We start from the raw sequence: 19,841 nt of genomic DNA, 5'->3' as shown, positions 1-19,841 counted from the left end.
TGGTCTCTAATATTTTCACACGGGGGTGGCGGTTGGTAATTACTTCGGCCAAGCCATAACCTTTGCCCCTCCAGGGGGTATTGTGGCTATCAGGAAGTTATTTAAGAAATCTGCAAAAAAAAGTTCGAAATCATCGGTGAAAAAACCGGCTAAGTCAACTGCCAAAAAGGGCAATCCAAAGAGTTCTGTAAAGAAACCTACTGCTAAAAAAAGCGTAAAGAAGATTGCCAAACGATCACCTAACATTGTAAAACCATCACTGTCGAAAAAATCGAATTTTAAAAAGGGACCTGGTAAGCCGTTTCCAGCAAAGTTGCAAACTTCAACCTCTGGATCTTCTACAACAATTTCCGTTACTTCAACAATGCCAAATGCTAATGCGCAGGCGGTGGTTGTAGAAAAACGATTGATGATGCCACCACCACCAAGGCCGGTATTGAAATCGAAGAAGGCAGCAGCATTAAAACCAATAAAAGGGGCCCCAGCACCGTTAGTGGCAGCTGCTACCGAAAATGCCTGGAATGCCACTGAGCTTCGAAGTATTAAATCTGAACTTGCCAAAGATTTAATTAGATTACAAAAAGAATTGGAGATCGCCGAGGCAGAGATGGAAGACTTGGTTGAAGCAGCTGGTGTTGGCGCTGGTGATGACCAGGCCGATGCCGGAGCAAAAACTTTTGAACGCGAACATGAAATGTCTTTGGTATACAACGCAAGAGATATGGTGCAGCAGACTGAACGAGCACTAGACCGGATTGAAAACAAGACATATGGGAAATGTGAAGAGTGCGGAAACTTTATTGGCAAAGCGAGATTACAGGTTTTCCCACGCGCAACACTTTGCATGGTTTGTAAGCAAAAGGAGGAACGACGCTGAACATAATTCAGCGAAAATGGTTAGCAGCAATTGCTTTGATGGTTTTTGCTTCAGACTATTTAACCAAAACCCTTGCCATTGAGTACTTATCCGATGAACCAAGGAAAGTAATTGGTTCACTTCTACAATTTAAACTCACTTTTAATTCAGGTGCTGCCTTTAGCCTTGCCACTAGTGGAACAATCTTTTTATCAACTTTTTCGATAATAGTTGCAGCGGCTATTTTTTATTATGGCCGTAAAGTAACCTCAACCGGGTGGGCAATTGCGCTGGGCCTTGCCCTCGGTGGCATATTTGGCAATCTGAGTGATCGCATTTTTCGACCACCAGGTGGATTACAAGGTGAGGTAGTAGATTGGATACAGATTCCAAATTGGCCGATCTTTAATATTGCTGATATGTCAGTGGTTTCTGCTGCAATTCTCATTATATGGCTGAGCTGGAAAAACATCAAATTTAGTAATAAGGGAGATGATCGGTGAGCGAGCGCGAGGTGAAAAATCTTTCTATCCCCGAGGGCCTAAATCAAGAACGAGTTGATGCAGCACTTTCAAGATTATTGGGCCTTTCACGTAATGTAATCGTCGGACTGATTGATGCTGGCGAGGTATCAAAAAGTGGCAAAGTAGTTGGTAAATCAGACCGGGTGATAGCTGGCGACCAATTAGAAATTCTGCTACCAGCGGTCAAAGGTGAGGCAAAATTAACTGCCACACCAATAGATGGCTTAAAGGTAGTTTTTGATGATGAGTATTTAATTGTAATTAATAAACCAGTTGGTATCGCCGCTCACCCAAGCCCTGGCTGGAAAGGTGCAACAGTGGTTGGCGCAATATTTGCAGCTGGATATCAACTTGCAACCTCCGGTGCCGCGGAAAGGCAAGGGGTAGTTCATCGATTAGATGTGGGTACATCGGGTTTGATGGTAGTTGCAAAAAACGAAATTGCTTATGCACATCTGAAAGATCAATTTAGGCAAAGAACTGTCTCCAAGGTTTATCACGCCTTAGTGCAAGGACATATGGATCCAACAGTTGGCACAATAGATGCACCAATTGATCGTCATCCAAGAGAGGATTATCGGTTTGCTGTCGTTGCTAATGGCAAACCAAGCATCACCCATTACAAAACTTTAGAGGTCTTTCCAGCAGTAACCTCACTTGAGATTGAACTTGAGACTGGGCGGACTCATCAGATTCGAGTGCATTTTTCTGCATTGCATCACCCATTAGTTGGGGATCTGACCTACGGCGCAGATCCGGCGCTGGCAACAAGGCTGGGAATTAGCAGGCCTTGGCTACATGCCAAGGAATTGGGTTTTACCCATCCGGCGAGCGGTGAGCGACTCTCATTTACCGCCGACTACCCCGAGGATCTGACACGCTCATTACAGATACTTTCTGATATTTCCCGCTAGAAATAATTTGCAGTAGTAATCTCACCACCCATGTCTAATTCACCGGAAAACTTGAAAGACTCGGAAAATTTTGTGCATCTTCATGTGCACACCGAGTATTCGATGTTAGATGGCGCTGCAAAAATTTCAGAGTTAGTTACCGAGGTCGCTCGCCAAAAGATGCCGGCGATTGCAATGACAGATCATGGAAATGTATTTGGTGCCTTTGAGTTTCATAAAACAGCAAAAGCGGCGGGTGTAAAGCCAATAATTGGAATTGAAGCTTATGTCGCCCCCGAATCTCGATTTGATAAACGGCGCGTCAAATGGGCTGAAGGGGGAGAGGATGATGTCTCCGCAGGTGGTGCTTACACGCACATGACATTGCTTGCTGAAAATAATCAGGGGCTCTCTAATCTGTTTAAACTTTCATCTCTGGCATCGCTGGAGGGGTTTTATTACAAGCCCCGAGTTGATAAAGAGTTATTGGCAAAATATTCAAACGGAATTATTGCAACTACCGGATGTCCTGGTGGTGAGATTCAGACCAGATTAAGAATGGGTGCATATCAGGAAGCGGTGAATGCTGCGGCTGGAATGCGGGAGATTTTTGGGGCAAACAACTTTTATCTTGAGTTAATGGATCATGGAATTGATATCGAAAAGCGAGTATTCGCAGATTTAATAAAATTAGGCAAAGAATTAAATTTACCTTTACTTGCAACCAATGATCTTCACTATACCCACCACAAGGACGCAGCAGCACATGAGGTGCTGCTATGTATTCAATCTGGCGCAACTATTGCCGACCCCAAGCGATTTAAATTTGAAAACTCGGAGTTTTATCTAAAGAGTGCGGCACAGATGCGCCAGTTATTCAAGGATTACCCACAGGCGTGTGACAACACTCTGCTTATCGCTGAGCGTTGCGAAACTACAATGCGGGAAGGTGAAAATTTATTACCTAGGTTTTCGGTCCCAGCAGGAGAAAGTGAAGATAGCTGGCTGCGAAAACTGGCTAATCAAGGATTATCAGATCGAATGAATGGGCAGATACCAGATGAGTATTTGCAGCGACTCAATTTTGAATTAGATGTCATGATAAAAATGGGTTTTCCTGGCTATTTCCTAGTGGTAGCAGATCTTTGTAAACATGCCAGAGAGGTTGGAATCAGAGTTGGCCCTGGTCGCGGCTCTGCGGCAGGATCATTAGTTTCTTACTCACTAGGCGTCACTGGGCTTGATCCGATTAAATTTGGATTGCTGTTTGAGCGATTCTTAAATCCAGAGCGTATCTCTATGCCAGATATCGATCTTGACTTTGATGAGCGTCGAAGATCAGAGATGATTCAATACGCCACGACAAAATATGGGGATGATCGGGTTGCCCAAATCATTACCTACGGCACTATAAAATCTAAACAGGCAATCAAAGATTCCACGCGAGTTCTTGGATATCCATATGCGTTAGGCGAGAAGTTAACCAAGACTTTGCCACCTTCAATAATGGGTAAGGACATTTCATTAACTGGCATATTTAATATGGATAATGATCGGTATGGCGAGGCTAGTGAATTTAGAAACCTCTATGAGTCTGATCTTGATTCCAAGAAAATAGTTGACACTGCCTTAGGAATTGAAGGCTTGAAGCGCCAGTGGGGTGTGCATGCAGCTGGTGTAATTTTAAGTAAAGAGCCACTGCTTGATGTAATTCCAATTCATAGGCGTGAGGCTGACGGGGCGATTATCACCCAGTTTGATATGGGTGCCTGCGAAGCCACCGGTTTGTTAAAAATGGACTTTTTGGGTTTAAGGAACCTATCTGTATTAGATGACTGCTTAATAAATATTGAAAAGAATCTAGGCAAGAAGGTTGTGCTCGAGGAGTTGGAACTTAAGGACAAGAAAACTTTTGAATTACTATCAAGAGGTGACACCCTAGGGGTATTCCAATTGGATAGCGCCCCGATTAGATCATTACTTAGATCAATGGCACCTGATAGTTTTGAAGATATTGCTGCGGTGATTGCGCTTTATCGCCCAGGTCCCATGGGTGAGGATTCACATAACAAATACGCAGATTACAAGAATGGGCGTAAAACCCCTGCCGGTATCCATGCAGAGCTAGATAAACCATTAAATGAAATATTGAAGGATACCTATGGGCTGATTGTTTACCAGGAGCAAGTATTAGCTATTGCTCAAAAAGTTGCTGGTTTTACTTTAGGGCGAGCAGATCTGCTTCGAAAAGCGATGGGTAAAAAAGACAAAAAGATACTTGATAAAGAAAAAGTTCACTTTGAAGCAGGCATGAAGAGTAATAAATTTTCAGATGATGCAATCGAAAAACTCTGGCAAACACTGATTCCATTCTCTGATTACGCCTTTAATAGAGCACACAGTGCTGGATATGGCCTACTTTCCTTTTGGACCGCATATTTAAAGGCCAATTACCCAGCCGAATATATGGCAGCACTGCTCACAAGCGTGCGGGATGATAAGGACAAAAGCGCTTTGTATTTAAATGAGTGTCGGCGCATGGGCATCAAGGTTTTGCCACCTGATGTCAATGAATCAGATTCAGAGTACACACCTAGAGGAGTTGATATTCGTTTTGGTTTAACCGCAATAAGAAATGTGGGGGAAAATGTGGTTGCATCAATCATTGCTAATCGAAATCAAAAAGGTAGATATCAAAGTTTTGGAGATTTTTTAGCAAAAGTGGATTCACATGTGTGTAACAAGAAAACTATTGAGTCATTAATCAAAGCTGGCGCATTCGATACCTTAGGCCATACCCGCAGAGGTCTGATGATGGTCTTTCTTGAAGCGTTAGATGCGGTATCTGAGGCAAAGCGAGCAGAATCTATTGGTCAATTTGATTTGTTTGGTTCAACAAATGCCACATCTACCGTAAGTGGAGTAGCACTTGATATTCCAGATAGCGAATGGGAAAAAATGATGTTGCTGGGATATGAGCGAGAAATGTTGGGGCTTTATGTCTCCGATCATCCACTCTTAGGAGTTGAACATGTACTGCGTTCGGTGTCAGATTTTTCAATTAGCCAAATCTCTGAAGTGGGGCATGATCAAATCATCACGATCAGCGGTTTAATTTCTCAGATTCAACGCAAAGTTTCAAAACAAGGCAATCCTTGGGCAATTGTGACGGTGGAGGATTTAGATGGCGCAATAGATGTTTTGTTTTTCTCAAATGCTTATTCAACTCACGGAGTCAATTTAGTTGAGGATCGGATAGTAGCTATTCGTGGTCGAGTTGATAAGCGGGAGGAGCAGCCAAGAATTTCAGCACTAGATTTATCTTTACCTGATTTAAAGCTGATACCGACTGGTCCGTTAGTAATTTCAATGGAGGTGTCTCGGTGCACACCACCGGTGATAGAGCGAATGAATGAAATCTTGAAATCACACCCAGGAGCTCGAGAGGTACATTTAAGATTGATAGATGGTGAGAAAAAAACTGTTATGAAATTAGATGAGAATTTAAAGGTTACCGCTTCACCCAGCCTGAGTGCGGATCTTAAAACTGTGCTCGGTCCAGATTGCTTACTGGTTTAGGGTTTAATGAAACCACTTGAGCTACTTCCGGCAATTGATATAAAACATGGGAAGGTAGTTCAAATCAGCTCGGCGGCATCTGCTGCAAATTCGGCATCGGTAGAGCCTCTTGAGGTTTTGCAAAGATTTGTTGCAGCTGGTAGCAAGTGGATTCATTTAGTTGATTTAGATGCGGCCTATGGCACTGGAAATAATTCTCTCTTGATTCAGCAGTTATCAGCAATGAGTCAAGTAAACACTCAATTATCTGGTGGGATAGAGAATCAGAAAAGTTTAGATCTGGCTTTAGCTACATCTGCTAAGCGGATTAATATCTCTACCGCTGCGCTCGAAGATTTTGACTGGGTTAAGGATGTACTAAAGAAATATCCCGAAAGAGTTTGTATTGGTTTGGATGTAAGTCAGAGTTCACTTGTTGCCAGGGGGAGCGGCAAGGTAATTGGAGATCTTAATTATTTTATTTCAATTCTAAATGAGGCTAGTTGTGCTCGAATAATTGTTACTGACAATTCAACTGATGGAGCATTAGGTGGGCCCAATTTTAAATTACTGGAGGATGTCATGCGCCAAACATCAGCTGAAGTTATTGCAAGCGGTGGAGTTACTACTTTGCTTGACTTACAGCAACTGCGCAAAATGGGTTTATCCGCTGTGATAGTTGGTAAAGCTCTGTATGTGGGCTCATTCAGCATCGAAGAGGCACTAGATACCTGCTATAAATAAACGGTGCGCCTGACTCTTAGATTACGGCAGAATAGGTGAGTGGATAAGGCGCTTATAAATTTAGAGAAATTTAGACAGTATGCTCGTGATTTTAATGTCATTCCAGTCGCTCGTAAATTATCTGGTAAGGACCAAACTCCCTTATCTTTATATAGCAAATTAACTAATCATCGCAGTGGCACATTTCTGCTTGAATCGGCAGAGTCAGGAATTTGGGCACGCTATTCCTTTATCGGAGTTAATAGCCAAGCAACCTTGACGGAGGAAAATGGCCTAGCAATTTGGAGTGGTGTTATGCCAGCAGGTGCTCCATTCGGCATCGATCCACTTGATGCGCTGCGAATTGCAACCGCTCATCTTCGATCTCCCAAGATTGCAGGGCTGCCACCTCTGACCGGTGGATTGGTTGGTTACTTGGGATATGAGATTGTTAGGCGGCTTGAAAAATTAAGTACTCAGGCAAGGAGTGATCTTAAGATTCCAGAAATTGCGATGATGCTTACATCAGATCTAGCTGTCTTTGATCATCAAGAAAATGAAATTACATTAATTGCAAACGCCATCAATTGGGATGGAAGTTCTGAGCGGGTTGATCTGGCGTATGAGACTGCGATTACTCGATTAGATAAAATGGAGGCTGACCTTAATCTTCCAGGTGTGAAAGATTTTGCACAGGTAAAATACCGAGTCACACCTGATTATGAAAGAAACACTACTGACCAGATTTATATTGAAAAAGTAGAATTAATAAAGGAGCAAATTCGCTCAGGGGAGGCTTTCCAAGTAGTTCTTTCGCAAAGATTTACCATGCCGGCTTTGTCGCAACCATTTGATCTATATCGAGTACTTAGGGAGCAAAACCCAAGCCCTTATATGTATTTGTTTAGATTTGTTGACGGCTTATCAGTTGTTGGCTCCAGCCCTGAGGCACTAGTCAAAGTAACTGGAGAGCAAGTGATTATTCATCCAATTGCTGGAACTAGGGCACGAAACAATGATCCAAAAATTGATGAGCAAATAGCAAATGAACTCTTACAGGATCCAAAGGAGCGGGCAGAGCACCTAATGCTTGTAGATTTGGGCAGAAATGATTTAGGTCGAGTTTGTCAGCCTGGATCGGTTGAAGTCTCCCAATTTATGCAAATTGAAAAGTATTCACATGTGATGCACATAGTTTCTACTGTAGTGGGAAGACTTTTGCCAGAGGTAGCACCAATCGAAGCATTATTCTCAGTATTTCCAGCGGGGACATTATCGGGTGCTCCAAAACCAAGAGCGATGCAAATTATTGAAGAAAATGAACCAACTAGAAGAGAAATTTATGGCGGCACAATTGGCTACCTGGACTTCACTGGAAATATTGATACATGTATTGCAATTAGGACCGCTGTTATTAAGGATGGAACAGCTTATGTACAAGCAGGTGCTGGAATTGTTGCAGATTCAGATCCTGTTTCTGAAAATCAAGAATGTATAAACAAAGCTGCTGCGGTTCTAGGCGCCATAGCGACTGCTAATGCAATGGTGGTTGCGCAATGAAGGGCTCAATTTTTACCAGCTTCCTAGTCATAGCAATATCCGCCTTTTTAATAATTAGACTCAGCAAAAAAAGTAGTTCTAATAGGTATGAAAAGAAATCGAAAAATCAGTGGAATTCATTATCAGAAGGGGTAGACCCAACTGATGAGTGAGACAAATGTTTTAACATCGATAATTGATGGTGTGTTGGAGGATGTTAATCGTCGAATAATTCCAATTTCCCAACTTCAGGAGCAGCTTCAGGGCGCACCAAAATTACGAGGTGCTTATCAATCTCTAAGTAAAGATGGAATGCGATTAATTGCGGAAGTTAAACGATCCTCACCAAGCAAAGGTGATTTAGCGGCAATTTCAGATCCAGTAGAACTAGCCAGCAAATATCAGGAAGGTGGGGCGGATGTAATTAGCGTACTAACTGAGGGGCGCAGATTTAAAGGGAGTATTGCTGATCTGCTTGCGGTTCGTTCAGCGGTTGATCTACCAGTCTTACGCAAAGATTTTATAGTGACAGAGTTCCAAGTTTATGAATCAAGGATATTAGGCGCCGATTTATTGTTACTAATTGTGGCTGGCCTTTCAAAATCGCAGTTGGTTGATTTTTCTCAATTAGCCCAGGGATTAGGCATGGATGTTTTAGTTGAGATCCATGACCTAGCTGAAGCTGAGGCTGCATTAGATATTGGCGCAAAAATTATTGGTGTTAATTCGCGAAATTTGAAAACACTAGAGGTTGATCATGAGAATTTTCAGCGGATTCTGCCGCAACTACCAGCAACGGTTATCAAGGTGGCTGAATCTGGAATCAGCTCCCCAGCACAAGTTGAAACAGTTGCAAATTTAGGCGCAAATGCGGTGTTGATCGGGGAGAGTTTAGTTAAAGCAGGTAATCCAGTTCATACTATTAAACAACTCCTCAATCGATAAAGATCTAATAAACTAATGACCATGGCACAGGATAAGAGCACACAAAGTATTGATTCTTCGGTGCTGGGACATTTTGGGCCATATGGCGGAAGATTTGTACCGGAGGCATTGATTGCTGCGCTTGATGAATTATCTGCGGCTCATATTTCCGCACAGGCGGATCCGGTTTTTCAAAATGAGTTAATGGAATTACATAAAACCTACTCTGGCAGACCAAGCATTTTGACTGACGCAAAGAGATTTTCTGAACACGCAGGTGGGGCAAGGATTTTATTAAAACGAGAAGATTTAAATCATACCGGTAGTCACAAAATCAATAATGTTATGGGACAGGCTCTACTGACAAAGCGGATGGGCAAGAAACGAATAATTGCTGAGACTGGTGCAGGCCAACATGGAGTTGCATCGGCAACAGCTGCAGCATTATTTGGCTTGGAGTGCGTTGTCTATATGGGTGAAGCGGATACTAAACGACAAGCATTAAATGTAGCGAGAATGAAATTGCTGGGTGCCACAGTTGTACCAGTAACGCAAGGTTCGAAAACTTTAAAAGATGCTATTAATGAAGCAATGCGTGATTGGGTCACAAATGTCGCAACAACTCATTATCTATTAGGTACAGTCGCTGGTCCGCATCCCTTTCCCACAATTGTTCGGGATTTTCAACGAATTATTGGAGTTGAAGCACGGGAGCAGGTGCTAAAACTAACAGGCAAGCTGCCTGATGCAGTGCTGGCATGTGTTGGTGGTGGATCAAATGCAATAGGAATTTTTCATCCATTTATTGATGATACTTCAGTACGTCTTATTGGATTAGAGGCGGGTGGAAAAGGGATTGAAACTGGTTTACATGCAGCTACGATTTCAGGTGGCAAACCTGGGGTATTACATGGAACTCGTTCATATGTCTTGCAAGATTCTGATGGTCAAACTATTGAGTCACATTCGATCTCAGCTGGTTTAGATTATCCAGGAGTTGGCCCGGAGCATGCTTATTTGAATGATATTGGTCGTGCTGAATATCGCCCAATCACTGATGACCAGGCGATGTATGCCTTTTCACTACTTTGTAAATCTGAGGGAATTATTCCAGCTATTGAAACTGCTCATGCGTTGGCAGGTGCTCTAGAGATTGGCAATGAGTTAGGTGAGAAATCAACCTTGCTAATCAACTTATCTGGACGCGGTGATAAGGATGTGCAGACGGCGGCAGAGTATTTTGGATTACCGCTTTAATGCGCACTGCCCTTGATCAACTTTTTGAGACATCAAGGAGTGCAAATAAAGCTGTATTAATTGGATATCTTCCGGCTGGCTTTCCAACCCAAAAAGCATCAAAGAAAATAATAAAAGCCATGATTGATGGTGGAGTCGATGCAATCGAAATTGGTTTTCCTTACTCCGACCCGGTGATGGATGGGCCAGTAATTCAAGCAGCATCGGAGGAGGCAATTAAAAATGGAGTGGGTGTTGATCAGGTATTTGAGCTAATGAAATCAAGTGTTGATTACGGAGTTCCATCAGTAATAATGAGTTACTGGAGTCCTATTGAAAAATATGGTGTCGCTGAGTTTGCCAGCAAAATTTCTAATCTTGGTGGCTCAGGTGTGATTACTCCAGATCTAACAATTGAGGAATCTCAAAGTTGGAAGGAGGAAACCAGCCGAAGTGCAATAAACCAAATCTATGTGGTAGCTCCGAGCACTACAGATGAACGGTTGGCAAAGGTTACAAAAGAGTGCTCCGGATTTGTCTACGCAGCAAGTCTTATGGGAGTTACGGGCACTCGAGATGTTGTCTCAACAAATGCAAAATCATTGGTTGATCGTATTCGTCAGGTTTGTAATCTTCCGGTTGCTGTGGGGCTTGGGGTCTCAACCAAAGAACAAGCCCGAGAGGTTGCCACATATGCTGATGGCGTAATTGTTGGATCGGCGTTCATTAAGATTATCCAAGAGAATGGGTCAGGCAGGTTAGGACTTAAAAAAGTCAAGCAACTAGCAGTCTCGTTATCAGAAGGGGTGAATAGTGCGCGCTAAGTTTGGTCTATATCAACCATGGATAACTTTATTAGCACGCTTAGTTTTAGGTGGGGTGTTGATCGCAGCTGGTGCTTTGAAAGTGGGTAACTTACAAAAATCTGCAATGGCAGTTAGGGCTTACGAATTATTACCAACAGCAATTGCAAACTTTCTTGGATATGTGCTGCCTTGGGTAGAAATAGGTCTTGGTTTACTGCTTATTTTTGGAGTAGCAGTATCTATTTCCGGCTTGTTTGGCGCCATAATTATGTTGGCTTTTATTATCGCGATTGCTCAAGCTTGGGCTCGCGGATTGAGTATTGACTGTGGTTGTTTTGGCGGCGGGGGTCCTATTGACCCTGAGGACACAAAGTATTTATCAGAGATTATACGAGACATAGGCTTATTTGCTTTGGGAATTTTCCTGTATTACTTCCCAAAGGGTAGATTTGCACTAGATAAACAATAAGGGGAGCGGAATAAATGGCTACAAGCGGTGGTGACAAGGGAACTAGAAATTTAGTAATTGCAATGGTGGTATTTATCGTTGCAGTTGGTGTGGTTTTTTCACTTATCAGTAGTCGCTCCGACTCTACCGCAGCAATTCCAGCCGCAGTCTCAGAGTCTGATGGATATGGGATAGTTCTGAATGCAACAAGCACACCCACGATTGATGTCTATATTGATTACCAGTGCCCAGCTTGTCGAGTATTTGAAATTATTAATGGCGGATATTTAAATGAAGTCATTGCTCAAAAGAAAGCAAAAGTTGTTTTCCATCCAATGACTTTTATCGGTCCAGAATCAATTTTGGCTGCAAATGCAGCTGCCTGCGCAGCAGATGAGGGTGAGTTTGTGGATATGAATCTAGCCTTATTCCAAAACCAACCTCAGAGTGAGAATTCAGGAAAATGGCAGAGTGAATATCTAGTCGCTCTTGGAAAATCAATTGGAATTGAATCAGAGAGTTTCAAACAATGTGTGAATGATGGCAAGTATGTTAAATGGACAAGTAATGTTGCTGCTGCATCTGCAAAGGCAGATGTAAACGGAACCCCAACTATTAAAGTTAATGGTAAGGCTCTAGATAGAAATACCGAGTATGGCGATCTCGGAAAATTTAGAGCAGCACTTGCTGCTGGTGGCGTTAAGTAATAAATCTAGATAATGGTTGAATTAATCCCTAGTCCAACCACATCTACGCTTTCAATTGGTCCACTAACCATTCATTTTTATGCCCTGTGCATTATTACTGGAATCGCAGTTGCAATTTGGCTTGGCAGATGGCGATATGCAAACTTAGGTGGTAATCCAGATGAAGTTTCTGAGGTTGCAATTTGGGCGGTGCCCTTTGGAATCATAGGTGGACGGATTTACCATGTAATTTCATCTCCACAACAGTATTTCGGGGAGAATGGCAATCCAGTTGATGCCTTGCGGATTTGGCAGGGTGGCTTAGGAATTTGGGGAGCCATTTCTCTTGGCGCAATTGGTGCGTATGTATATTTCAAAACTCATACAACTACGTTGAGTTTTGCAAAACTACTTGATTCCTTAGCTCCTGGTGTAATAATTGCCCAAGCAATTGGCAGGATTGGTAATTATTTTAATCAAGAGGTATTTGGTAAACCAACAACGCTTCCCTGGGCGCTTGAAATCGAAGCTAAAAATCGACCAGTTGGATATGAAGAATTTGCAACTTTCCATCCAACATTTCTCTATGAATTACTGTGGTGTCTACTAATAGCGTTCTTATTGATAAAGCTACCGGGGTTTTTAAACTCAATATCTCGTAATCCTGGAGATATATTCGCACTCTACATTGCTGGCTACACCGCAGGCAGATTCTGGATTGAGGCGTTAAGGATTGATGAGGCCAATTACATTTTGGGACTACGCTTAAATATTTGGGTATCTATTATTGTTTTTGCCTCTGCCGTTATATATCTATATCGCAGCAAAAGAGGTGTCAACAGGGTTGATTCTCCAGAGGCAAGTTAGTATTTCGTCGTGGGATTAGAAGAGGTTCAGATTCGCAATTTAGAGCATCGCGCAAATAGAGCGGGGTGGCTGCGTGCTGCAGTTTTAGGATCCAATGACGGTTTGGTTTCTACCGCAAGTTTAATGATTGCGATTGCCGCAGCAAATAAGAGTGATTTTATTATTACAGCCGGATTGGCAGGAATTGCGGCTGGTGCAATGTCGATGGCGGTTGGTGAGTATGTATCAGTCAAATCGCAACTAGATGTTGAAAATGCAGATCGAGAAATAGAGACTAGACAATTAGCAGAGGATCCAGAGAGTGAATTTGCCGAACTAGTTGATATTTACGTTAAGCGAGGTTTAACCGAAAATCTTGCAAAACAGGTTGTAACCGCCATGCATGCTAAAAATGCATTGGATGCTCATTTACGAGATGAACTTGGTCATTACGATCACACAAGGGCGCGGCCGGTACAGGCAGCTGCTGCTTCCGCTATATCTTTTACAGCAGGTGGAGTAGTTCCTTTAATTGGTGCGTTAATTGCGACTGCAAATCAAGTTCCCTTAATCCTTACTTTCACTGCGGCTGGTTTAATTGCAGCTGGTTATATCAGTGCAAAGATTGCTGGCTCGGCTTTACCTTCCACAATTTTTAGAGTGTTTTCTGGTGGGGTGATTGGAGTAACAATTACTGCTGGAATTGGCTGGTTGGTTGGACTTACTGGGGTTTAACTACCCTGCTACTATTAGTCTCTTAAACAAGTAAAATTTAAGTTGGGCCATTGTCGTCCCGACTCTCTAGTGGGAGCGGCCTAAAACTTGGAAACAATTAATAGTTTTTCCAGTACCCCAAAAGCTATTGGGCTTTATGACCCTGCCTATGAACATGACGCATGTGGCGTGGCAATGGTCGCTACTTTAAAGAAATTACCTAATCATGAGATTGTTAGCAAAGCCTTAACTGCTCTACGGAATTTAGAGCATCGCGGAGCATCTGGTGCAGAGCCAGATAGCGGCGATGGCGCTGGAATTCTAATTCAAGTTCCAGACAAATTTTATCGCTCAGTTGTTGATTTCAAGCTTCCAGACTTTGGTTCATATGCGACTGGAATTTTCTTTGTGCAACCAAATACGCTTGATTATCAAGCCAAGATTTCAAAAATTGCAAGTGAAGAGGGTATAAAAATTCTTGGTTGGCGAGATTTACCGATTGACTCTAAATCTATTGGAAAAACGGCGCTATCTGTGATGCCTGAATTCAAACAATTATTTATTGCAGGCGCTAAGGGAGAAAAGGATTTATCCCTTGAGAGATTAGCCTTCTGTCTACGCAAGCGAGTAGAACATTCACTACCAATCTACATCTCATCACTTTCTAGTCGGACAATTGTTTATAAGGGAATGTTGACGACCGGTCAATTAGAAGAGTTTTTTCCAGACCTGTCCAATCCAATCGTGGAATCACCATTTGCATTAGTGCACTCAAGATTTTCTACCAATACCTTTCCGTCTTGGCCCCTTGCACATCCATATCGATATATTGCCCACAATGGTGAGATTAATACCGTAAAAGGAAATCGAAATTGGATGCGTGCTCGAGAAACCTTATTAGAGAGTGATTTAATACCTGGCGATCTGAAGCGACTTTTTCCAATCGTTAATGATTCTGGAAGTGACTCTGCATCTTTTGATGAAGTGCTAGAGCTTTTGTATTTAGGTGGCAGATCACTGCCGCATTCAGTATTGATGATGATTCCGGAGGCTTGGGAAAATCATGCAACCATGCCGCAAATTCGAAAGGATTTTTACGCATTTCATTCAGCATTAATGGAACCTTGGGATGGACCAGCGTGCGTGACCTTTACAGATGGCCATCAAATTGGTGCTGTATTAGATAGAAATGGATTGCGGCCATCAAGATTTTGGGTGACTGATGATGGATTAGTTGTTCTTGCCAGCGAGGTTGGTGTTTTAGATTTCAAGCCTGAGTCAGTAGTCAGAAAAGGCAGATTACAACCAGGAAAAATGTTTTTAGTTGATATTGATCAGGGACGAATAATTGAAGATGATGAAATCAAGCAAACCTTAGCTTCGGCGCAGCCATATGGTGAGTGGTTAAGTTCTGGTTTAGTCAGATTAAGTGATCTACCAGCGCGAGAGCATATTGTGTATCCGCACTCATCTGTAGTCAGAAGGCAAAGAGCTTTTGGCTATACCGAAGAGGAGATCCGGTTAATCATTACGCCAATGGCACGCAATGGCGCTGAGCCATTGGGCTCTATGGGGACCGATACACCTATTGCAGCACTATCTGAAAAACCAAGACTGTTATTTGATTATTTTGCTCAGCTATTTGCACAGGTAACTAATCCGCCATTAGATGCAATTCGAGAAGAGCTGGTTACATCCCTGGGTGGATCAATTGGTCCAGAACATAACCTGCTGGATCCAGGAGCTAATTCATGCAGACAGATATCACTGCAATTTCCAGTAATTGATAATGATGAACTTGCAAAAATTATTAATGTGAATGCTGACGGTGATCAACCTGGATTTGTTTGCCATGTAGTCAAAGGTCTATTTCCTATTGCAGGCGGTGGGCAAGGGTTAGCAGCAAGAATTAAAGAGATCAGAACCGAAGTATCGAAAGCAATTGAAGAAGGCGCAAGAATTATAGTTTTATCTGATCGAGATGGCGATGCTGAAAATGCTCCAATTCCTTCCTTGCTTTTAACCTCAGCGGTTCACCATCATTTGATTCGAGAAAAAACTCGTACAAAAGTTGGTTTAGTAGTTGAAAGTGGCGAGGTTCGAGAGGTACATCATGTTGCCCTATTGATTGGGTTTGGTACTGCTGCAGTAAACCCATATCTTGCGATGGAAACTGCTGAGGATTTAGTAAGACAGGGAGTGATCACTGGTTTAACTCCAGAAAAGGCAGTACGAAATTTAATAAAATCTTTAGGTAAAGGCGTGTTGAAGGTGATGTCCAAGATGGGTGTTTCCACTATTGCCTCTTATACAGGTGCGCAAATATTTGAAGCCATCGGGCTATCAAAAGAAGTTGTCGATGAGTATTTTGTGGGTCTTACATCCAGATTAGGTGGAGTTGGCATTGAAATACTAGCTAGCGAAACTATTAAAAGACATCACATTGCTTATCCGCCCGGTGGTGAGATTCCTGGTTCGAAGAAGTTACAGATTGGTGGTGAGTATCAATGGCGTCGGGAGGGTGAACCACATTTATTTGATCCAGAAACTGTTTTTACTCTGCAGCACGCTACTCGGACAAAAAGATTTGATGTTTTCAAACGATATACAGCAAGGGTAGATGATCAATCTCGCAGGCTAATGACCTTGAGGGGATTGTTTAGTTTTAAGACTGAGATGCGAAAGCCCATACCGATTGAAGAGGTTGAGCAGGCATCAGAGATTTTAAAGCGGTTTGCTACTGGTGCGATGTCCTACGGATCAATTTCACAAGAAGCTCATGAAACTTTGGCAATTGCTATGAATCGAATAGGTGGAAAATCCAATACCGGTGAAGGTGGTGAAGATCCAGCTAGAAATATCGCTGACAACAATGGTGATTTAAGGCGTTCGGCAATTAAGCAAGTTGCCAGTGGCAGATTTGGTGTAACCAGTGAATATTTAGTTAATGCTGATGACATCCAAATAAAGATGGCACAGGGTGCAAAACCAGGTGAAGGAGGTCAACTTCCTGGAAATAAGGTTTATCCCTGGATAGCAAAGGTTAGATACTCAACGCCAGGTGTCGGTTTAATTTCACCCCCACCTCATCATGATATTTATTCAATTGAAGATCTTGCTCAACTTATCCACGACTTAAAAAATGCAAACAATCAAGCGAGAATTCATGTGAAGCTAGTAGCGGAGGTCGGTGTTGGCACTGTAGCGGCTGGTGTAAGTAAGGCACATGCAGATGTAGTTTTAATATCTGGTCATGATGGTGGCACAGGTGCTTCACCCCTGACATCACTAAAACATGCTGGAGCGCCGTGGGAGTTAGGTTTGGCAGAGACGCAACAAACTTTAATGTTAAATGGGTTGCGCGATCGAATTGTCGTGCAAGTAGATGGTCAAATGAAGACTGGACGAGATGTAGTAATTGCGGCGCTATTGGGGGCAGAAGAGTTTGGATTTGCTACTGCACCACTGGTTGTTTCAGGCTGTGTAATGATGAGGGTTTGTCACTTGGATACCTGTCCAGTCGGAGTGGCCACTCAAAATCCAGAGTTGCGAAAGAAATTTACCGGTAAGCCTGAATTTGTAGAAACCTTTTTTGAGTACATAGCGGAAGAGGTGCGACAATTATTAGCTGATCTTGGATTTAAAAAACTAGAGGAAGCTATTGGCCAGGTTGAATTACTGGATACTCGAGAGGCATTTGAGCATTGGAAGGCAAAAGGCCTGGATCTTTCACCGATACTGGTTGCACCCTCACATAATTCACCAAGAAAGAATGTGATTAAGCAAGATCATGGATTAGCAACAGCACTGGATAACGAATTAATAAGACTTTCTAAAGACGCTTTGGTAGAGGGCAAATCTGTAATGTTGCAAATGCCAGTTAGAAATGTGAATCGAACTGTGGGTACGATGCTTGGAAGTGAGATTACCCGTAAATACGGCGGCCAAGGTCTGCCAACAGACACAATAGACATTACTTTTCATGGTTCAGCCGGTCAATCATTTGGTGCTTTCATCCCATCCGGGTTAACCCTAAGACTCTACGGTGACAGCAATGATTATGTGGCGAAGGGTTTATCTGGGGGGCGAGTGATTATCCGCCCCGATGAAAAAGCTAAGTTCAACTCTAATAACAATGTAATTGCTGGCAATGTTATTGGTTATGGTGCAACATCAGGTGAAATTATGATTTCGGGCGTTGTCGGAGAGAGATTCTGTGTGCGCAACTCTGGAGCGACTGCCGTTGTCGAGGGGGTTGGTGATCACGGCTGCGAATATATGACGGGCGGTGTTGTCATAGTTCTAGGAAGTACTGGTAGAAATTTTGCAGCGGGAATGTCGGGAGGTATGGCTTTTATCCTAGATATTGATCCTGCCTTAGTTAATACTGAGATGGTCGATTTGCTTGCGCTGCCAATTAATCAAGAACAATTTGTAAAAAGTGAAGTCTCAAAGTTTTTTACCGAGACAGGCTCTAAGGTTGCCGGTGAATTATTAAATGACTGGGATAAAAGCAAGAATCGAATAACCCAGGTAATGCCAAGGGATTACGCAAGAGTTTTGGATTTGATGGCTAAGGCTCAACGTGAAGGTTTGCCAGAAGAAGATGCAGTAATGGCGGTGATAAATGGCTGATCCAAAAGGTTTTATAAACACACCACGTGAACTTCCAAAGCGTAGACCAGTTGATGTTCGAATTAAGGATTGGAAAGAGGTTTATCAGGAGCAGGATTTTTCAGCGCTGCAAAAACAAGCTGGCCGATGTATGGATTGTGGAATTCCATTCTGTCATCAAGGTTGCCCACTAGGTAATTTAATTCCAGAGTGGAATGACTTAATTTGGCGTGGTGAAAAAGTTGAGGCAATAGAGAGGTTGCATGCAACTAATAATTTTCCCGAATTCACTGGCAGGTTGTGCCCCGCACCTTGCGAAACTGCTTGCGTGGTTGCGATTAATGCCGAAGCGGTAACGATAAAGCAGGTAGAGCTACGTACTATCGAAGAGGCATTCTTAGAAAAACGCGTTGTGCCATTAATTCCAGACAGGTTATCTGGCCGAACAGTTGCTGTTGTTGGATCTGGACCAGCTGGACTCGCTGCGGCGCAACAGCTGACTCGTGCTGGACATACAGTTGTTGTATACGAGCGAGCAGATAAAATTGGTGGATTACTTCGTTATGGAATTCCTGAATTTAAAATGGAAAAATCAATCATTGATCGCAGGCTTTACCAAATGCAGCAAGAGGGTACAAGATTTAGAACTGGTATAAATGTTGGCAAAGAAATCACTGGCTCAGCTTTGCGCAGCAAATACGATGCAGTTGTGGTTGCAATTGGTGCCACAAATTGGCGGGACTTACCGATATCTGGCCGTGATGCTAAAGGGGTGTATCAAGCCATGGAGTATTTACCATGGGGCAATAAACAAGCGTTGAATGAACTGGAGTCAGATCCTGTAATTAATGCAGCTGGTAAAGATGTAGTTATCCTTGGTGGCGGAGATACGGGTGCTGATTGTTTGGGCACTGCCATTAGACAAGGTGCGAAATCGGTGACGCAACTTGAAATTATGCCAAGGCCTGAAAATGAACGGCCAAGTAGTCAGCCTTGGCCAACATATCCAATGGTTTATCGAGTCAGTAGTGCTCATGAAGAGGCTGGTGATCGTATGTATGCAGTTTCAACTCAGGAATTCCTTAAAGATAAGGATGGCAATTTGCGAGCCTTGAAACTTATTGAAACTAGATTTTTAAATGGCAAATTTGAACCAATACCAGCAAGTGAAAAAGAAATTCCAGCACAACTTGCACTCTTGGCATTGGGATTTACTGGGCCAGAAAAAAGTGAATTACTCAGTCAATTAGAGGTAGAAATTGACGATCGAGGAAATATTAAACGTGATGATGATTATGCAACCTCCTCCGAAGGTGTTTATGTTTGTGGAGATGCTGGCAGAGGGCAGTCATTAATTGTTTGGGCAATTGCTGAGGGTAGAAGCGCTGCTGCAGCGGTTGATCGATATTTAACTGGACACACGCAACTGCCATTTCCGCTGGAGCCAACCGCACGTCCATTGATGGTTTAAAGT

At 42.8% G+C, this 19,841-nt stretch carries 16 protein-coding genes; 15 read left to right on the top strand and 1 reads right to left on the bottom strand.

Annotated features, from left to right (window positions below; translation table 11 throughout):
* Positions 1 to 39 precede the first annotated feature (39 nt).
* Positions 40 to 528: a hypothetical protein gene (locus B1s21160_RS06450; RefSeq protein WP_223297921.1), complete on the bottom strand. Its 489-nt coding sequence runs from the start codon at positions 526 to 528 to the stop codon at positions 40 to 42.
* On the opposite strand from B1s21160_RS06450, the gene B1s21160_RS06445 reads away from it, so the two are divergent.
* The 15 genes from B1s21160_RS06445 (at position 494) to B1s21160_RS03595 (ending at position 19,838) form a co-directional block, all read left to right on the top strand.
* A complete protein-coding gene (locus B1s21160_RS06445) occupies positions 494 to 877 on the top strand; it encodes a TraR/DksA family transcriptional regulator (protein ID WP_223297920.1) in 384 nt (127 codons plus the stop codon). The two genes, B1s21160_RS06450 and B1s21160_RS06445, sit on opposite strands and share 35 nt — an antisense overlap.
* 38 nt (positions 878 to 915) lie before the next feature.
* Positions 916 to 1,359 carry a signal peptidase II gene (locus B1s21160_RS03660; protein ID WP_095672459.1) on the top strand — a complete coding sequence of 148 codons (444 nt, stop codon included), beginning with the start codon at positions 916 to 918 and terminating at the stop codon, positions 1,357 to 1,359.
* Positions 1,356 to 2,294 carry an RluA family pseudouridine synthase gene (locus B1s21160_RS03655; RefSeq protein WP_095672458.1) on the top strand — a complete coding sequence of 313 codons (939 nt, stop codon included), beginning with the start codon at positions 1,356 to 1,358 and terminating at the stop codon, positions 2,292 to 2,294. Before B1s21160_RS03660 ends, B1s21160_RS03655 begins: the two co-directional genes overlap by 4 nt.
* A 30-nt stretch (positions 2,295 to 2,324) precedes the next feature.
* A complete protein-coding gene (dnaE, locus tag B1s21160_RS03650) occupies positions 2,325 to 5,852 on the top strand; it encodes a DNA polymerase III subunit alpha (RefSeq protein WP_095672457.1) in 3,528 nt (1,175 codons plus the stop codon).
* Positions 5,853 to 5,858: 6 nt separating this feature from the next.
* Positions 5,859 to 6,575, top strand: coding sequence for a HisA/HisF-related TIM barrel protein (locus B1s21160_RS03645; protein ID WP_095672456.1), 717 nt, complete (start codon positions 5,859 to 5,861; stop codon positions 6,573 to 6,575).
* A 39-nt stretch (positions 6,576 to 6,614) separates the two neighbouring features.
* Complete coding sequence (locus tag B1s21160_RS03640) at positions 6,615 to 8,114, top strand: anthranilate synthase component I (RefSeq protein WP_190276928.1); 1,500 nt, start codon at positions 6,615 to 6,617, stop codon at positions 8,112 to 8,114.
* A gap of 144 nt (positions 8,115 to 8,258) precedes the next feature.
* Positions 8,259 to 9,038: an indole-3-glycerol phosphate synthase TrpC gene (gene trpC, locus B1s21160_RS03635; RefSeq protein WP_095672455.1), complete on the top strand. Its 780-nt coding sequence runs from the start codon at positions 8,259 to 8,261 to the stop codon at positions 9,036 to 9,038.
* A gap of 21 nt (positions 9,039 to 9,059) precedes the next feature.
* Positions 9,060 to 10,274 carry a tryptophan synthase subunit beta gene (trpB, locus tag B1s21160_RS03630; protein ID WP_095672906.1) on the top strand — a complete coding sequence of 405 codons (1,215 nt, stop codon included), beginning with the start codon at positions 9,060 to 9,062 and terminating at the stop codon, positions 10,272 to 10,274.
* Entirely contained in the window at positions 10,274 to 11,077 is an 804-nt protein-coding gene (gene trpA, locus B1s21160_RS03625) for a tryptophan synthase subunit alpha (protein ID WP_095672454.1), read from the top strand. The genes trpB and trpA overlap by 1 nt, the downstream gene beginning before the upstream one ends.
* A complete protein-coding gene (locus B1s21160_RS03620) occupies positions 11,067 to 11,528 on the top strand; it encodes a MauE/DoxX family redox-associated membrane protein (protein WP_095672453.1) in 462 nt (153 codons plus the stop codon). The genes trpA and B1s21160_RS03620 overlap by 11 nt, the downstream gene beginning before the upstream one ends.
* A gap of 14 nt (positions 11,529 to 11,542) precedes the next feature.
* Positions 11,543 to 12,214 carry a DsbA family protein gene (locus tag B1s21160_RS03615; protein WP_095672452.1) on the top strand — a complete coding sequence of 224 codons (672 nt, stop codon included), beginning with the start codon at positions 11,543 to 11,545 and terminating at the stop codon, positions 12,212 to 12,214.
* 12 nt (positions 12,215 to 12,226) lie between these two features.
* Entirely contained in the window at positions 12,227 to 13,060 is an 834-nt protein-coding gene (lgt, locus tag B1s21160_RS03610) for a prolipoprotein diacylglyceryl transferase (protein WP_095672451.1), read from the top strand.
* A 9-nt stretch (positions 13,061 to 13,069) separates the two neighbouring features.
* Entirely contained in the window at positions 13,070 to 13,774 is a 705-nt protein-coding gene (locus B1s21160_RS03605) for a VIT1/CCC1 transporter family protein (protein WP_041887576.1), read from the top strand.
* An 87-nt stretch (positions 13,775 to 13,861) separates the two neighbouring features.
* Entirely contained in the window at positions 13,862 to 18,388 is a 4,527-nt protein-coding gene (gltB, locus tag B1s21160_RS03600; RefSeq protein WP_095672450.1) for a glutamate synthase large subunit, read from the top strand.
* Positions 18,381 to 19,838, top strand: coding sequence for a glutamate synthase subunit beta (locus B1s21160_RS03595; RefSeq protein ID WP_095672449.1), 1,458 nt, complete (start codon positions 18,381 to 18,383; stop codon positions 19,836 to 19,838). The genes gltB and B1s21160_RS03595 overlap by 8 nt, the downstream gene beginning before the upstream one ends.
* The last annotated feature ends 3 nt before the right edge of the window (positions 19,839 to 19,841 follow it).

The sequence above is a fragment of the Candidatus Nanopelagicus hibericus genome (assembly GCF_002288005.1).
GTDB classification, from domain to species: domain Bacteria; phylum Actinomycetota; class Actinomycetes; order Nanopelagicales; family Nanopelagicaceae; genus Nanopelagicus; species Nanopelagicus hibericus.
Note: the sequence above shows the minus strand (reverse complement) of the source record. Positions and strands in the feature narration are given on the sequence as shown.

What these genes read in the sequence shown, in the direction of transcription:
- trpA (WP_095672454.1), top strand. Translation starts at nt 10,274, where the DNA reads ATGCGCACTGCCCTTGATCAACTTTTTGAGACATCAAGGAGTGCAAAT.
- B1s21160_RS03645 (WP_095672456.1), top strand. Translation starts at nt 5,859, where the DNA reads ATGAAACCACTTGAGCTACTTCCGGCAATTGATATAAAACATGGGAAG.
- trpB (WP_095672906.1), top strand. Translation starts at nt 9,060, where the DNA reads ATGGCACAGGATAAGAGCACACAAAGTATTGATTCTTCGGTGCTGGGA.
- B1s21160_RS03595 (WP_095672449.1), top strand. Translation starts at nt 18,381, where the DNA reads ATGGCTGATCCAAAAGGTTTTATAAACACACCACGTGAACTTCCAAAG.
- B1s21160_RS03660 (WP_095672459.1), top strand. Translation starts at nt 916, where the DNA reads ATGGTTTTTGCTTCAGACTATTTAACCAAAACCCTTGCCATTGAGTAC.
- trpC (WP_095672455.1), top strand. Translation starts at nt 8,259, where the DNA reads ATGAGTGAGACAAATGTTTTAACATCGATAATTGATGGTGTGTTGGAG.
- lgt (WP_095672451.1), top strand. Translation starts at nt 12,227, where the DNA reads ATGGTTGAATTAATCCCTAGTCCAACCACATCTACGCTTTCAATTGGT.
- B1s21160_RS03615 (WP_095672452.1), top strand. Translation starts at nt 11,543, where the DNA reads ATGGCTACAAGCGGTGGTGACAAGGGAACTAGAAATTTAGTAATTGCA.
- dnaE (WP_095672457.1), top strand. Translation starts at nt 2,325, where the DNA reads ATGTCTAATTCACCGGAAAACTTGAAAGACTCGGAAAATTTTGTGCAT.